Origin of the sequence: Leisingera sp. MMG026 (genome assembly GCF_021654205.1) — a bacterium.
Taxonomy (GTDB): Bacteria; Pseudomonadota; Alphaproteobacteria; order Rhodobacterales; family Rhodobacteraceae; genus Leisingera.
On record NZ_JAKFZM010000042.1, the window covers coordinates 1 to 14,978 of the forward strand.

The 14,978-nt window shown below is 57.0% G+C and carries 11 protein-coding genes and 2 pseudogenes; 4 read left to right on the plus strand and 9 right to left on the minus strand.

Annotated elements, in window-relative coordinates; genetic code table 11:
- Positions 1–105: 105 nt before the first annotated feature.
- From L1069_RS18820 to L1069_RS18855, 8 genes and pseudogenes are all read right to left on the minus strand, one after another.
- A complete protein-coding gene (locus L1069_RS18820) occupies positions 106–747 on the minus strand; it encodes a LysE family translocator (RefSeq protein WP_237456698.1) in 642 nt (213 codons plus the stop codon).
- Positions 748–1,139: 392 nt separating this feature from the next.
- Positions 1,140–2,900, minus strand: coding sequence for a sulfate permease (gene sulP, locus L1069_RS18825; RefSeq protein ID WP_237456699.1), 1,761 nt, complete (start codon positions 2,898–2,900; stop codon positions 1,140–1,142).
- Between the two features lie 80 nt (positions 2,901–2,980).
- Positions 2,981–3,781, minus strand: coding sequence for an MBL fold metallo-hydrolase (locus L1069_RS18830; protein WP_237456700.1), 801 nt, complete (start codon positions 3,779–3,781; stop codon positions 2,981–2,983).
- A 114-nt stretch (positions 3,782–3,895) separates the two neighbouring features.
- Positions 3,896–4,861 carry an oligopeptide/dipeptide ABC transporter ATP-binding protein gene (locus L1069_RS18835; protein ID WP_237456701.1) on the minus strand — a complete coding sequence of 322 codons (966 nt, stop codon included), beginning with the start codon at positions 4,859–4,861 and terminating at the stop codon, positions 3,896–3,898.
- On the minus strand, positions 4,858–5,838 hold the full coding sequence (locus L1069_RS18840; RefSeq protein ID WP_237456702.1) for an ABC transporter ATP-binding protein: 981 nt from the start codon (positions 5,836–5,838) through the stop codon (positions 4,858–4,860). The genes L1069_RS18835 and L1069_RS18840 overlap by 4 nt, the downstream gene beginning before the upstream one ends.
- A pseudogene (locus L1069_RS18845) lies at positions 5,838–6,751 on the minus strand (ABC transporter permease). The gene L1069_RS18840 and the pseudogene L1069_RS18845 overlap by 1 nt, the downstream one beginning before the upstream one ends.
- Complete coding sequence (locus L1069_RS18850; protein WP_129369660.1) at positions 6,751–7,731, minus strand: ABC transporter permease; 981 nt, start codon at positions 7,729–7,731, stop codon at positions 6,751–6,753. Before L1069_RS18850 ends, L1069_RS18845 begins: the two are co-directional and overlap by 1 nt.
- A gap of 112 nt (positions 7,732–7,843) precedes the next feature.
- Complete coding sequence (locus L1069_RS18855; protein WP_237456703.1) at positions 7,844–9,424, minus strand: ABC transporter substrate-binding protein; 1,581 nt, start codon at positions 9,422–9,424, stop codon at positions 7,844–7,846.
- Between the two features lie 1,302 nt (positions 9,425–10,726).
- Between L1069_RS18855 and L1069_RS18860 the strand changes: the two are divergent.
- Positions 10,727–10,951 (plus strand): annotated as a pseudogene (locus L1069_RS18860) (integrase core domain-containing protein); the annotation flags it as partial.
- A gap of 232 nt (positions 10,952–11,183) precedes the next feature.
- Here L1069_RS18860 and L1069_RS18865 read toward each other — a convergent pair.
- Positions 11,184–12,107 carry a LysR substrate-binding domain-containing protein gene (locus L1069_RS18865; protein ID WP_129369405.1) on the minus strand — a complete coding sequence of 308 codons (924 nt, stop codon included), beginning with the start codon at positions 12,105–12,107 and terminating at the stop codon, positions 11,184–11,186.
- 197 nt (positions 12,108–12,304) lie between these two features.
- On the opposite strand from L1069_RS18865, the gene L1069_RS18870 reads away from it, so the two are divergent.
- From L1069_RS18870 to L1069_RS18880, 3 genes are read left to right on the plus strand one after another with little or no spacing between them, the layout of a single operon-like run.
- On the plus strand, positions 12,305–13,366 hold the full coding sequence (locus tag L1069_RS18870; RefSeq protein ID WP_237456704.1) for a threonine aldolase family protein: 1,062 nt from the start codon (positions 12,305–12,307) through the stop codon (positions 13,364–13,366).
- Positions 13,356–14,126, plus strand: a complete 771-nt coding sequence (locus tag L1069_RS18875) for an amino acid ABC transporter ATP-binding protein (protein ID WP_275423092.1) — start codon at positions 13,356–13,358, stop codon at positions 14,124–14,126. The genes L1069_RS18870 and L1069_RS18875 overlap by 11 nt, the downstream gene beginning before the upstream one ends.
- Before the next feature lie 29 nt (positions 14,127–14,155).
- On the plus strand, positions 14,156–14,956 hold the full coding sequence (locus L1069_RS18880) for an ABC transporter substrate-binding protein (RefSeq protein WP_129369406.1): 801 nt from the start codon (positions 14,156–14,158) through the stop codon (positions 14,954–14,956).
- Positions 14,957–14,978: the final 22 nt, after the last annotated feature.

The following is a 14,978-nucleotide window of genomic DNA, read 5'->3' on the forward strand; positions in this document are numbered from 1 at the left end:
GAGTGGCAACATCGACCCCCAGGGAGTTCGAAAGGCTGCCGAAATTCATGCAAGAGCCATAGGCAAAATAGAAAAATGACGTTTCAGACGCCGGAAGTGAGAAACTCATAATACTGATCCGTAGTCGACAGAGGCCAGGCCCAGAAGCCCGAGCAGTACAAAGATGATCCCCATGGACCGATGTAGCAGGGCCTGTCCCCTTTTGCCGCCGGAAACCATGGTTTTGACCTTTTGGCTGGCCAGCACCAGCACAATTTCGATTAGGAAAGATAAAGCCACGACCAATACACCAAGAGCGAGGAACCAAGGGGCTGAGCCGGTGTTATTCTCTGGCATGAAGCCAGGTAGCAAAGCCAAGAAGAACAGCGCCACCTTGGGGTTCAGCACGTCAACAACCACCCCGTCCAGAAAGATGCGGGTCATTGCCTTGCGATCGGAAAAGGGAAGCAGGTCAACAGTGTTGGAGGCTGTCCGCAGTGAACTGACGCCAAGCCAGATCAGATAGCAAGCGCCAGCCAGCAGCAGCAAGGCGAAGGCCATATCAGACATAGTGGCCGCCAGCGCAAAGATAACGGTCGCATAAATAACATGGAGCAGCGCGCCTATGGATACGCCTGCTGCAGATACAATGCCCGCCGGCACGCCCTGACCCATCGCACGCCCAAGAATATAGGCCATATCTGGCCCTGGCGTGATGTTTAAGACCAGAACGACCAGTAAGAAGGCGCCCCAAAGTTCAATCGTCATCTACAGGTCCCCTTGTGCTGGAGTCTGTAGAATGTCAAGCAAAGCTGACCTTCTTGTCAGATTTCTGACCCAAACCCAAAAAACGAACGTTCATGCGGTAGGCAGCGAAGGTGCCAAAAGAGCCCGGACCGGACCTGTCAAATCTGTGCGGCACACACAAATGGGGAGGAATGCTTCTGCACTTTTGCAAAAAACGGTCTGCGGCGCAGCGGAACATTCGGCCATTGGTAAAAGGCGCAGCAAACTTGAAACCGTGAAATTATTCAGAGTGGCGAGTCCAGTACGTCTGCTTAGCAAAGCCGAGGGCATTTTTGTGTTTGTGGTATCCAAGGTGGTAGCCCGATCGGAAACTCTTACGATGACTCTTTAAGTGGGCAGAGCAAAAGAGCCGCCTAGCCGGGCGGTAGTTCACACCATTTGCTTATGTTTTTCGAGTCGCCTTCGTCGCACGTCAGTGACGTCCAAGCTTCGAACTGGGAAAGATAAATCTGGCCATTCAACTTATGCAAAAGGTGCGATTTGCTGAGACGATCCATAACCGGTCCTTTTACTTCGGAGAGATGAAAGCCTATGCTCAAGCTCTTCAGCCTCTGATTGATTGCTTCAAGGCTTTCGAGCGCGGAATAGTCGACGTCGTTCACGGCAGAAAACATCAGCACGACGTTCCTGACGTCACCTCCGACGGGCACGCGGGCCGTCAGCAAGTCCTCCAGAAATCGCGCATTCACAAAATACAGGCTTTCGTCGATCCGGAGCGTCACCAGAGCTGGATCAGTTACGACCTGATGGCGCAAAATGTTGCGGAAGTGCTGGGTGCTCGGCACAAGGCCGACCTCAGCGACATGAGGCCGGGAAGTTTTATAAAGGTGCAGCAGAACTGAAATGACTACACCTGCTGCGACGCCAATCTCCACGCCGAGTCCTAGAGTAAGCAGGATTGTAGTTGCAACTGCGATGAAATCCGCGCTGGAAATTATCCATGTTTTCTTCAGAACCGAAAGGTCGACGAGGCTGAGGACAGCCACAATGATGGTGGCGGCGAGCGTCGCGTTCGGTAGGTAGTAAACCAGGGGTGTCAGGGCCATTGCAGCAATGGCGAGTCCAACAGCCGTATATGCGCCCGCCGCCGGGGTTTCCGCACCGGCGTCGAAATTCACAACCGACCGGGAAAAACCGCCAGTAACAGGGTACCCGCCTGTAAAAGCTGCACCGAGGTTTGCTGCCCCAAGAGCAATAAGTTCCTGGTCCGGATCAATGCGCTGCTGTTTTTTGGCTGCAAGCGTCTGGGCAACCGACACAGATTCGACAAAACCAATCACGGAGATCAGAACCGCAGGCACTAACAGGACCCGGATCAGATCTCCAGACAACCCTGGCATGGTGAACGGGGGCAGGCTTTGCGGCACATCACCAACAATTCTGACACCTGCCGCATTCAAATCAAAAACCCAAACAGCAACAGTTGTTGCCACCACTGCGGCGACGGGCCCGGCCTTGGCCGCGATATCTGCAACAGCTTCGGGGGCGCCCAGCCGTCTCAAACTTGGTTTCAACCCTTTGCGCACCCAGAACAGAAACATCGCGGCCAGGCCTCCGATGATCACAGTAATACCATTCGCTTCGTCGAGACGGACAAGGAGTGCGCCCAGCATTTCCGGCAAGGTGTGCCCACTGGCGCTGATGCCAAAGATATGCTTGAGCTGGCTTGTGGCGATCAGAATGCCCGAGGCCGTGATAAAGCCTGCAATGACCGGATGGCTGAGGAAGTTGGCCAGAAAGCCGAGCCGGAAAACACCCATCAGAAGAAGAAAACCGCCCGACAGGAATGCTAGGGTCAAGGCGGCGAAAGCATAGTCGGCTGTTCCCTGTTCTGTTACCTGTCCGATGGCTGAAGCAGTCAGCAATGACACGACAGCAACCGAACCAACCGCCAATGCGCAGCTCGTCCCGAAGATCGCGTAGAGGATGATGGGCGCAATAGAAGCATAGATACCTGCCTCTGGAGGCAAGCCGGCCAGCAGAGCATAGGCCAGTGATTGCGGGACCAGCATGATGGTTACGATCAGCGCCGCAATCAGGTCGTTCGAGAACGCTGCACGATCGTATGTGCGTCCCCATTCGAGAATGGGCAGATAACTGCGAAAATCAGGCATGTCAGTCCGTACGGAAAATTGGAAGTGTGCGCTCCGGGCGAGGTGTAGACCGCTGCAGGAGGTTGTGCTGCAAAGGGCAGTTAGCCGCTTGCCTGAACCTGTCTCCCGTTTTCCCGGTGCCAGGCACCGACATCAAAAGATACGTGATCGCCAAAGCTGTCTATCCGGGTTTCCTGGGGCAGGTTGGCCGGGCAGTATCTGGCTTGGGCGGTCGGCAAATGTTGTACATTGGATTGCGTCGCAAGCCACTTATCTGCGGAAAACAGCGTGCTTTGACGCAAGACCACATTCCAGATGAAGTAGTGGTGCGGGATAACGACCCGCGGTTTTATCTGGCGGATAACGTCTTCGGCCATTGGATAGCCAAGGACATGCTCTGAATCGTCAACGGGCAGCAGCAAAATGTCGATGTGCCCTAGCTGCTCCCAGATATGTTTCGGGGGATTGTGCCTGTTGTCACCCCAATGAAGAATACGCAGCCCGCCGGTTTCCACCAAAAGCATGCAATTGTCCCAGCTACGGGCGTTGTTCGGCGGCAGCACGGGGTTGCCGCCGAAATAGGTGTTGATTTTCTGGAACTCGTAAGGCGCGAAGGTTTCGTCGGTGGCGTGTTTGTCAGCGATACCGGTGATTTTCAGATCGCCAAACTCATAATTTCCGATCAACCGGTCCAGCAGTACGCTGGCGTCCAGCCGGTGCAGCGCGTCATGATCGAAATGGGCATGGGTCGATGCCCCAATGTCCACGCTGGTTTCCGGAAAGTCATGAAAGAACCAGTCAGCCTTGCCGGTCGGCAGGTTGCGCCAGGGGTCGATCATCAACGTGATACCGGCAGGCGTGGTGATCCGAAAGGCAGATCCGCCGAAATAGGCAATCTCCACGTCATCCTGTTGCGGCTGGCAATCTTGCCGGTATTCCATCATCCGGTTGTGGTTTCTGGCTGAACGCCAGGCCGAAAGCCCCGAGCTTATTGTCATAATGTCCCGCCCGCCATGTCACTCTGCCAGATGGCAGGCAACCCGGCTGCCATTAATGTTGCGCATCTGTGGACGGACCTGAGAGCACTGCGCGGTTGCAATCGGACAGCGCGGATGGAACGCGCAGCCAGAGGGCGGGTTGATCGGGTCGGGAATTTCGCCTTGGGGCGGCTCCACTTCACGGCCGAATGCGTCCATTTTAGGTGCCGCTACCAACAGCATCTGAGTATAGGGGTGTTTGGGCGCCTCAAACAGATCGTCGGGGGCTGCCTCCTCGACCAGGCGGCCCAGATACAGCACGCCAATCCTGTCGGAGATATGACGCACCACCGTCAAATCATGGCTGATGAACAGATAGGTGAGGCCGAGGTCGTCCTTAAGATCGCTCATAAGGTTCAACACTTGTGCCTGCACTGAAACATCAAGTGCCGAGGTCGGTTCATCGCAGACGATCAGTCGGGGCTGGGAGGCCAACGAACGGGCGATGCAGATCCGCTGGCGCTGGCCGCCGGAAAACTCATGCGGGAACTTGTCGGCGTCTTCTGCCGAGAGGCCCACCTGCTCCAGCAGACGCTCAGCCAGCTCTTTGGTGTCACCGCCCTTGGCGGCGACCGGTTCTGCAATAATATCCCGCACCCGCCAGCGCGGATTCATCGACGCATAGGGATCCTGAAAGATCATCTGGATCGCATCGCGTGCCTTGGCAATCGCAGCGGCATCCGTTTCCTGGTTCAGATCCACGCCCGAAACTTTGACGGCACCGCTGGAGTTTTCCAAAAGATCGACCACCATCTTGCCAATGGTAGACTTGCCGGATCCGCTTTCGCCCACCAGCGAATAAACGGTCTTTTCCTTGATGTCGAAACTGACATCCGAGACCGCAGTCAAATGCGATTTGGGAAGCCGTTCCAGCACCCGGTTCAGCCAGGGCTTGGAAACATCGAAGACCCGGGTCAGCTCATTGACGGAAACGATGGCGTTCATGCTGCGCCCTCCAGTTTGATTGCATGCCAGCAGGCGGAACGGCCATTGTCGGCCTCAAGCGTCGGCGGCGGGCTGTTGCGGCAGCGTTCAGTTGCCCGTTCGCAGCGCGGCGAAAAAGCACACCCCTGCGGCAGGCTGTGCAGCCGCGGCATAGCGCCGGGGATCTGGCGCAGGCGGCGCTGCCCGGCCGATGCCGAAGGTGTCGAACCCATCAACCCGTCCGTATAGGGGTGGCGCGGCCGGGTGACTACTTCACGCACATCGCCGATTTCAGCCATGCGGCCGGCATACATCACCGCCACACGGTCAGCAGCTTCTGCAATCACCCCCATGTCATGGGTGATCAGCATCACCGCAGTACCGCGTTCACGGCACAGCCGTTTAAGCAGCGCGATGATCTGCGCCTGCACCGAAACATCCAGCGCAGTCGTAGGCTCATCAGCGATGATCAAAGAGGGTTCGGCGCACAGGGCAAGCCCAATCACAACCCGCTGGCGCATGCCGCCGGAAAACTCGTGCGGGTAGCTGTCGATACGCTCGGAAGCTGCCGGGATGCCGACTTCCTCCAACGCAGCAATAGCGCGGGCACGGGCCTCAGGCTTGGTCAGCTCCAGATGCTCCATCATGGTTTCGGTCAGCTGATCACCGATCCGCAACAGCGGGTTGAGCGAGGTCAGCGGATCCTGGAAGATCATTCCAATCTCTTTGCCGCGCAGCCGCCGCATTTTTTCACGCGGCAGGTTGTCGATACGCTGCCCGTTCAGCCGGATCTCACCTCCGGTGATGCGGGCGGGCGGATTCAGAAGACCTATGACTGCATTGCCAGCCATGGACTTGCCTGCGCCGCTCTCGCCGACGACGCCGAGGATTTCGCCCGGAGCGATGTCATAGCTGACCTTGTCGGTGGCACAAAGGCGTGCGTGACGGGTTGGGATTTCGACCACAAGGTCACGAATGGAAAGGACAGGATCAGTCATTAGCGCAACTTCGGATTAAGGGCATCGCGCAGCCAGTCACCCAGCATGTTCACGCTCAGCGCAAGTGTCAGAAGGGTCAGGGCAGGAAACAGGAGGATCCACCACTCACCAGAGAACAGGAAACCTTGGCCGATACGGATCAGGGTTCCGAGTGAAGGCTGTGTAGGCGGCGCGCCGACACCCAGAAAGCTGAGTGTTGCTTCGGCGATAATGGCCAGCGCCAGGGAGATCGTCGCAATGACCAGAACCGGTGACAGAACGTTAGGGAGGAGATGGCGGATCATGATGACCCACCTGGAACGCCCGATCAGCCGCGCCGCCTGCACATACTCCCGGTTTTTTCGACCAATGTCGCTCCGCGAACCACACGGGCAAACTGGACCCATTCACCCAGGCCAATGGCCAGGATCAGGACCCAGATTGCCATCTGGTCGCGGTATTCAACCGGGGTAACTCCTTTGACAATCCCGAAGATCAGCATGGCGACAAGAATCGACGGGAAGGTGAGCTGCACATCGGCAACCCGCATGATGATGGTTTCGGTCCAACCGCCGACATAGCCGGCAAGCAAGCCGAGAATAATGCCCAGAACCATCGCAAAAGTAACGGACAGCACACCGACCATCAGTGAAATGCGCATGCCGTATAAAATAGTGGAAAACACGTCCCTGCCCTGATCATCCGTTCCCAGCAGGAAGACTTCCCCGGTGAACTCATTGGGGTGCATTGGTTTTGAAAAACCGTTCATCAGGTTCAGGGTTGCTGGGTCGAACGGGTTGTGCGGTGCGATAAGCGGAGCAAAGATTACTGCCAGTGCCAAGACCAGCACGATCAATGCGGACACCACCGCAACGGGAGAGTTTCGGAAGTTCCAGGCAAGGTCGGAATGCCAGATGTTTTTGAGTTTTTGCATTAGTGTGCTCCTGCCTTGCTGGTCCGCAGGCGCGGGTCGATGAGGAAGTAGAGAAGGTCAACAATCAGGTTGATGCCAACAAAGAGAACCGAAATCAGCATCAGATAAGCTGCCATAACAGGGATATCGACGAACTGGACCGCGTTGATGAACAACAGTCCTACGCCCGGCCACTGAAAAACGGTCTCGGTGATGATCGCAAAAGCAATGATGCTGCCCAATTGCAGGCCGATGATGGTGATGACAGGCACCATGGTGTTGACTAGCGCGTGGCGAAAGTAGACTGCCCTTTCCCCTAAGCCTCGTGCCCGGGCAAACCGGATGTAGTCGGTACGCAGAACCTCCAGCATTTCCGAACGGACAAGCCGCATGATCAGCGTCATCTGATAAAGGCCAAGCGTGATGCTGGGCAGAACAAGAGACATAAGGCCGCTTTTGGTCAGAAACCCGGTGGACCATTGTCCAAGCATCACTGTCTCTCCGCGCCCGAAGGAGGGCAGCCAGCCCAGTTCGACCGAAAACACATAGATCAGCAGGATGCCTATCAAGAATGTTGGTAGCGAGACCCCGATTAAAGAGGCGGTCATAATCGTGTTGGCCAGCCAGCCATCCCGCCTGATCGCCGTGAAAACACCCAGCCCGATTCCCAGCACCATGGCCAGGGTGCCTGAAACCAGCGCAAGTTCCAGAGTAGCGGGCGCGCGCTCAATCAGGATGTCTGCGACGGGCCGCCCCTGGCGGTAACTGAGACCGAAATTGCCCTGGGCGGCGTTTTCAAGAAAGCGCCAGTACTGGACCGGAAACGGCTGGTCCAATCCCAGGTCGGCGCGCAGGCGCACAACGTCTTCGGCTGTGCGCTCCTGTCCCAGCATGTTCTCGATCGGGTCGCCCACAAAGCGAAACATGGAAAAGGCGACAAGACCGACCACAAACAGAACCAGAACGGACTGCATTATGCGGCGGATGATATAGGCTAACATTGACTTTGATCTCCCTGACCGAAGACTGCGACAGCCCGCGGGGGTGTTCCCCGCAAGCGGACGCGAACTCCGGCGCAGGCACCCTCACACAAGGGTGCCTGACTGGTTTTCCTTATTTGAAGGCGAAGTATTTGAACTTCGGGCTGTCTTCCGGATCGACGATTGCGTCGACATGGGACTTCATGCCCCAGTTCAACACCTGATGGTGAATCGGGAGGTACAGCACGTCTTCCTGCACCTGGTCCCAGATCGCGCCAATCGATTCATTGCGTGCGGCGATATTGGTCTCGCTCGCTAGTGCCTCGATTGCTTTGTCCAGTTGGGCGTTTGAATAGCGTGTGTTGTTCCACGACCCATAAGCCTCGCCTTTGGAATGGACCAGAAAGTTGAAGATGTACTCTGAGTCATAGGTCGGAACACCCCAGCCCAGCATGTAGAAGTCGGATTCCAGATTGTTGATCAACGGGAAATGCTGAGCCTTGGGTTTCGCGTCCAGGTTCACCTTTATGCCGATTTGGGCGAACATACCGACCGAGGCCTGGCAGATTGCCTCATCATTGATGTAGCGGTCGTTCGGGCAGTCCAGCTTGATTGAGAAACCGTCGCCGTAACCCGCCTCTTCCATCAGCGCCTTTGCCGCTGCGATGTCTGTTGCCGGAACTTTGTCCAATTCAGCAGTCCAGCCGTTCACGAAGGGCGGCAGTGCCACACCGGCGGGCTGCGACTGGCCGCGCATCACAATCTTCTGGATGGCTTCGCGGTTGATTGCCATGTTCATCGCCTGGCGCACACGCACGTCTGACAGCGGGTTCTTGCCATCGACATTGTCGTTGGCCAGATCCGCATCGCCCTGGTTCATCCCAAAGAAGATCACCCGGTTCTGCGGTGCCTTGCGCACGTCCAGGCCTTCTGAACCGTCCACACGGGAAAGATCCTGCACTGGCACGTCCTGGATGAAGTCCACTTCACCGGACAGAAGGGCAGCGACACGGGTCGCCGGATTCTGGATCGGCGACGCCTCGATCCGCGTCACTTCCAATGGGAACTGCCCCATGCCCCAATAGCCGTCAAAACGCTCCAGAACGGTTTTCACGTCCGGCTCGCGGCTGACCACCTTGTACGGGCCGGTGCCGTTGGCGTTCTTGGCAGCATAGGTGCTTTCGCCACCCTCATAATCCTGCACGTCCACCGCACCGTTGGCCTCTGCCCAGCCCTTGTCCATGATCAGCAGGTTGGTGAGATTGTTGGGCATGATCGGGTTCGGGCCTTTGGTCACGATCTCAACCGTGTAGGGGCCGGTGGAACGGACTTCCGCAACCGAGGCCAGCACTTCCCGGTAGTTGCTTTTTTCGGTCATTGCCCGGTACAGCGAAAAGACCACGTCTTCACTGTCAAAGTCAGCGCCGTCGTGGAACCTGACCCCTTCGCGCAGGGTGAAGGTCCAGACATTCGGGTCATTTTCCGAAGGCGCCCATTCGGTGGCAAGGCCAGGAACCAGCCCGCCTTTCATGTCACGGTCCACTAGCGGCTCCATGATCTGGCGGCCAAGCGTGATCGTCGGCCCCTCGTTCTGGGCATGCGGATCAAGGGTCAGTGCATCGCCCGCACGTGCCCATTTCAGGGTTTCAGCATATGCTGGAATACCTGCAGCAGCGCAAAGCACGCTGCTCAGCAGAAGCGACTTGAGTTTCATGTTTCTCCTCCGTGTTGCCTCTGAAGGCACGGGAAACCCGTTCGGCAAACCGGGTGGTTTGCCAGAGCGCCGTCAAAGGTCCATTATTGGTGAGGCCTTGCGTTCCTCCACGATACGCAAGTCAACTTTTTGAGCGCTGAGGTCTGAGCGGCATTTCAGCGCAAATTTACTTTGATTGGTTTTGGGTGATTTTTTGACCCAAAGTTCGCGTCATTTTATTGATATTGGGGTATTTGATCTAATTTTCTGGCCAAATGCGATCAAAACAACATCATCGCGCTCACGTAGCACTGATCTTCTCCCGCTGCGCAAACGCTGGCTGCGCGCGTTCTGCAACCACATCCGGGCCTCTCCCACAAAGCTGTTCTGCCGTTATGAAGTGGAACACGGAGAACCAGAATAGGAATGAAGCAGTACAAGCCTGTAGAGATTGTCACTAAGCTACGGCAGGTTGAGGTGCCTCCCGAACAGACCTTGGTTCAGCCGTAGAGAAAGGAAGTACCGTCCCGCTCTTCAAGGATTGGTCCCGGTTGCGGCGTAAGGATGGTAGGTATTTCGCTGATTACCGTACCGGCGAATGCCCGGAAACGGGAACACCGCTGCTCCGCCGCAAATCGCGTTCTGTACCTGAGAGCGGATACTGCGTCGGCAAACACCCGGAAGGGCAACGGCAGCAAAGTCCCGCACTGTGTGAATTCACCGGGTTCAGAAGCTCGCTGTCGCAGCGAACGGCAGAAACGGCGGGCTGCGCCGCAGCGAAAATCCTCGGTCGGTTGCGTCAAACGGCCGAGTTTGCAAAGGGCGCTTCCTGCGCTTCCCGGCCCCTGGTGCTGACTGCAGCATTGGAGGCTGCGCGCCAAGGCGGTTCAATGGCCGCTTTCAGGAAGTTGGCCAGAATTTTTCGCGCCGGCAGCATCCTGAGCGTGACGTCCTGCACTAATGACCGCTGCGGGCTGGCTCGAGCCGATCACGGGTAGCCAGGAACGCTGTCACGGCGGACAGCCCGGCGCTGCGTCGCCGCAAGGCGGCAGTGAGCCCAATGCAACGAATGCTGCGCTAGACATAAACGGGCAAAAAACGCGCTAAGCCGCCGCTGGCCGAAGTAGTGTCGGCAATTATGCGGGCCTCGTCATGACCTGGCTGTTTCACGGCGCATCCCAGCTTTACAGTCTTTCGGACATCGTGCAGCCTTTTGGAAGTGCTAATGGGGGCAAGCGACTCGAAGTAACCTTTCGGCCCTGCGACCGCTGTGTCTCCCGGCTTGGCGATTTTGGCACCAGCTAGGTCACGGCAGACAGCACAGCGTACGACAATGCCCTGGCCGAGACGATCAACGGCTTGTTCAAAGCCGAGGTCATTCACCGCCGCGGCCCTTGGCGCAACTTGGAGGCAGTGGAATACGCAACACTCGAATGGGTGGACTGGTTCAATAACCGCCGTCTGCTTGAGCCAATCGGGAACATTCCGCCGGCAGAAGCAGAGGCCAATTTCTACGCCGCTCTGGAAACTGAGGACATTGCAGCATAACAAACTGAAATCAGCCTCCGGCAAACCCGGGGCGGTTCAACTCGCCGTGAAGCAGCTATCCAATTGCAGACGCTGACAGCGGCACAGAATAGGAGGACGTCTGGCGTGTTTCAAAATGCAGGTCAACATTTGCACGCCTCAAGGAGCTGGATGTTGAGGACGACTTCGGCTTACGTTTTCAGGTATTGAGGCGCTCAGAGAATACTCGGCAGCGCATACTGTCAATCCGCGCCTATCCAGTTTTGACTAGCTGCTTGATCTCTCGAAGATAGTTGTCTCGCGTTGCAAATAGGCTCGCTTCGAAGGCCTCAACAAGTGCGCTCGCTGGTTGGAACTTTGACCGCAGCAAAGTGCTCTTGAAGGGCAAGGTCGTTGTGAACCTCCGGAAGACAACAGGCCTGTGTTTGAAGCTGAGGGCCGAAAACGGGTTGATGATTGCAACACCAACCCCCTGCGCAACCGCTTCTGCTGCCATTATGGAGTTATGCACTTCAATCGTTGTCGCAGGGACAACTCCCAAAGCCTCAAGCACACCGTTCAAACGCTGTGTATAGGCATCGTTCTGCCCTAATGCGACAAATCTCTGCTGGTCCAGATCCTGCGGGGAGATTTCCGCTTTTCTGCAAAGCGGGTGGTCTTCAGGCAGCATGCAGATTTCCGGAGCATCCGTGAACGGCTGATGCACCGTTCCCTCTGGTTCAATCGCATAGGCGGCAAGCCCGATGTCGCATTGCCGGGACGCCACCAGTTCCGAAATTGTCGGGGTTTGCCGGGTCGTTACCACCGTTTGGACATCCGGTCTGCTGGAATTGAACGCCTTCACGGCTGATACCAGAAACCCCTGCGAGTAGGCCGGGGCACAAGCAATGTGGATTCTGCCTTGCTGTAGGTTGCGGATTTCCTCGGCAGCCCGGCTGATACGCCGAATGCTGCGAAAGGATGTGTCGACCTCCTCGTAAAGCAGAAGTGCTTCCTGCGTCGGCACAACACGGTTCCCCGACCGATTGAAGAGCGTCATTTTCACGGCGTCTTCCAGCTGCCGGAGCGACCTGCTGACGGCAGGCTGCGAGGTGTTCAGGATCTCGGCTGCGCCGGTCACGGTGCCCACTGACATCGTCGCGTGAAAGCACTCCAGAAGTCTTGAATTCAGCTGCATCTGCTTTTCCGCCTTTAGAACCGCGCTCCGGAACTATCCTTGTTAGCATATCAAAAGTGAATGCTGAAGTCGCGAACTTGTATTGTTCTTTAGGCTAAAGGCCGGGCCACACTGCTCTCGAACCAAAAAACGGGAAGAGATTCAGGGATGCGGAACGGCGGTGCTGGCTGCTCTCTATCCAAGTCAGGGAAGAGCACATGACGATGTATGATTTCTACGCGGACACCAAGACCAAGCCGACGGCAGAGATGCGTAAGGCCGTGCTGGAGTGTGCTGTCGGCGACGAGCAGAAAGATGAGGACCCGACCACTTCGGAACTGTGCGCCCGTGTCGCCAAGCTTCTGGGCAAGGAAGCGGCAGTTTTTCTGCCGTCTGGCACCATGTGCAACGAGATTGCCATCAAGGTGCATACGAACCCCGGCGACGAAGTGATCTGCGAGCAAAGCTGCCACATCATCAATTTCGAAACCGGAGGCCCTGCAGCCATCAGCGGAGTGATGATACGGGCGATTGAAGGCAGCAACGGGATCTTCACCGCAGATCAGGTCCGCGCCTGCATCCGCCCCAATTCGCGCTACATGCCGGAAAGCACGCTGCTGTGCGTAGAGCAGACCGCCAATATGGGCGGTGGCGCCATCTGGCCGCTTGAACAGCTGGACAACGTGGCAAAGGCCGCGAAAGACGCAGGTCTTGCCACGCACATGGATGGTGCGCGTCTCATGAACGCGGTTGCCAAGACCGGTATCCCCGCCGCGCGCTATGCACAACACTACGACACGGTCTGGATTGACTTCACCAAAGGGCTCGGTGCGCCCGTGGGCGCTGTTCTGGCGGGCACGCAGGATTTTATCGTTCAGGCCTGGAGGTTGAAACAGCGGCTTGGCGGCGCGATGCGGCAGTCGGGCATCGTCGCCTCCATGTGCCTGTACGCCCTGGACCATCATGTGGACCGTCTTGCCGAGGATAATGACCTTGCGGCACACCTCGGGCAGGAAATCGCCAAGCTTCCGATGGTCAGCCAAGTGCTGCCGGTTGAAACAAACATCGTGATTTTCGACCTGACAAGCGACGCGCCAAATGCGGCCGAAGTGGTCGAACAGCTGAAAGCAGAAGGCATCCTGACGGGCGCGTTTGGCGAACGGCGCATCCGCGTAGTTACCCACATCGATGTCAACCCGGCTGCGGGCGAGGTGCTGCTTCAAGGCCTCTCAAAACTGCTCGGAACCCCCAAGAAAGAGGAAGTGTTCAATGATGCATGATGCTTTGACACCTGCCGAGGCGCTGGTTCGCGTCGAAGAGCTTTCCAAGGTGTTTCACACGGCGGACGGCCGGGCCATCAACGCGCTGAAGTCTGTATCAACCCACGTGAGCAGGGGGGAAGTGGTCGCCATCATCGGCCCCAGCGGATCCGGGAAAAGCACCTTTTTGCGGGCTTTGAACGGGCTGGACCCGTTGACGTCCGGCCATATCTACATCGATGGCGTCGACTTGGCCGACCGCTCCACGGACATGAATGCGCTGCGCGCGGACGTCGGCATGGTGTTTCAGCATTTCAACCTGTTCCAGCACAAGACATCGCTCGAAAACATTACTCTGCCTCAGACCCTGGTCCGCAAACGCTCCAAGAAAGAAGCCGAAGAGACTGCAATGGATCTTTTGCGCCAGCTTGGGCTGGATCATCTGGCCAACAATTACCCTTCTCAGCTTTCTGGCGGCCAGCAGCAGCGCATAGCAATTGCCCGCGCCTTAGCGATGCAACCGAAATTGATGCTGTTCGACGAGGCCACTTCGGCACTGGATCCCGAAATGGTGGGTGAAGTGCTTGACCTCATGAAAGGTCTGGCAGCTGACGGCATGACCATGTGCCTTGTGACCCATGAAATGAATTTTGCCCGCGAAGTCTGCGACCGGGTCCTGTTCATGGACGGCGGCGAATTGGTGGAGACCGGCAAACCTGCCGAATTCTTCGAAAATCCGGAAACCGACCGGGCAAGCCAGTTTCTCGACAAAGTTCTCTAACCATCACGCAATCTTAGGGAGGAAATGTGATGAACTTCTTCAAAACCCTGCTTGCAGGGGCCGCTACTTTTGTGGCTGCTCACACTGCATCGTTTTCAGAAGCCGAGGCGGATACAGTCTCCGACATTGTGAACCGCGGCGCGCTGAACATTGCTGTTCAGACACAGGGCCCGCCGTTCAGTTTTGTTGACAAGCATGGTGAACGCACCGGGTTCGCCGTCGAAGTGGTGAAGCTGATTGCCCAGGACATGGGTGTCGAAATCGAGTTTCACGACTACGAATGGAAAGGGCTGATCCCGTCGCTTCTGGCGAAAAAGGTCGACTTTATTGCCGCCGATATGACACCCACGCCGCAGCGGGCGCTGCAGCTCAACTTCACTGAACCGTTCTACTACAGCGAAGTCGTGGCTTACACCAATGGCAACAGCACCGCTGCCACTTGGCAGGACTTGAACCAGGAAGGCGTCAAGATTGGCGTTCCGCAGGCCAGCTCACACGTCAAATTCGTGCGGGACAACCTGCCCAATGCAACAGTTGTTGAGCTTTCCGGCGGCAGCCCGGCCGTCGCCCAGGCACTCTCTGTCGGCCGTGTGGACGCGGGTGTAACGGCCCGTGAAATCGCGGTCCAGTTCACCCGCGAATTCGAAGGTGTGCGTGTCGTTGACGGGGTGATCGTGAAGTCGCCGCTGAGTTTCCCGGTTCGGCCTCAGGACACGCACCTGCAGTCCTGGCTGAACAACTGGTTCCGGATCAAACACGCCGACCGCACAATCGAACGGATGCTGGAATACTGGGTCCTGACCGACGCCTGGGAAGCCGATCACAAGTAATCCTCTTCGACCTTCATCGAGG

Coding starts and splice junctions, on each gene's coding strand:
- L1069_RS18840 (WP_237456702.1), bottom strand. CDS start 5,838: ATGACTGATCCTGTCCTTTCCATTCGTGACCTTGTGGTCGAAATCCCA.
- L1069_RS18850 (WP_129369660.1), bottom strand. CDS start 7,731: ATGTTAGCCTATATCATCCGCCGCATAATGCAGTCCGTTCTGGTTCTG.
- L1069_RS18880 (WP_129369406.1), top strand. CDS start 14,156: ATGAACTTCTTCAAAACCCTGCTTGCAGGGGCCGCTACTTTTGTGGCT.
- sulP (WP_237456699.1), bottom strand. CDS start 2,900: ATGCCTGATTTTCGCAGTTATCTGCCCATTCTCGAATGGGGACGCACA.
- L1069_RS18835 (WP_237456701.1), bottom strand. CDS start 4,861: ATGAACGCCATCGTTTCCGTCAATGAGCTGACCCGGGTCTTCGATGTT.
- L1069_RS18865 (WP_129369405.1), bottom strand. CDS start 12,107: ATGCAGCTGAATTCAAGACTTCTGGAGTGCTTTCACGCGACGATGTCA.
- L1069_RS18870 (WP_237456704.1), top strand. CDS start 12,305: ATGACGATGTATGATTTCTACGCGGACACCAAGACCAAGCCGACGGCA.
- L1069_RS18855 (WP_237456703.1), bottom strand. CDS start 9,424: ATGAAACTCAAGTCGCTTCTGCTGAGCAGCGTGCTTTGCGCTGCTGCA.
- L1069_RS18875 (WP_275423092.1), top strand. CDS start 13,356: ATGATGCATGATGCTTTGACACCTGCCGAGGCGCTGGTTCGCGTCGAA.
- L1069_RS18820 (WP_237456698.1), bottom strand. CDS start 747: ATGACGATTGAACTTTGGGGCGCCTTCTTACTGGTCGTTCTGGTCTTA.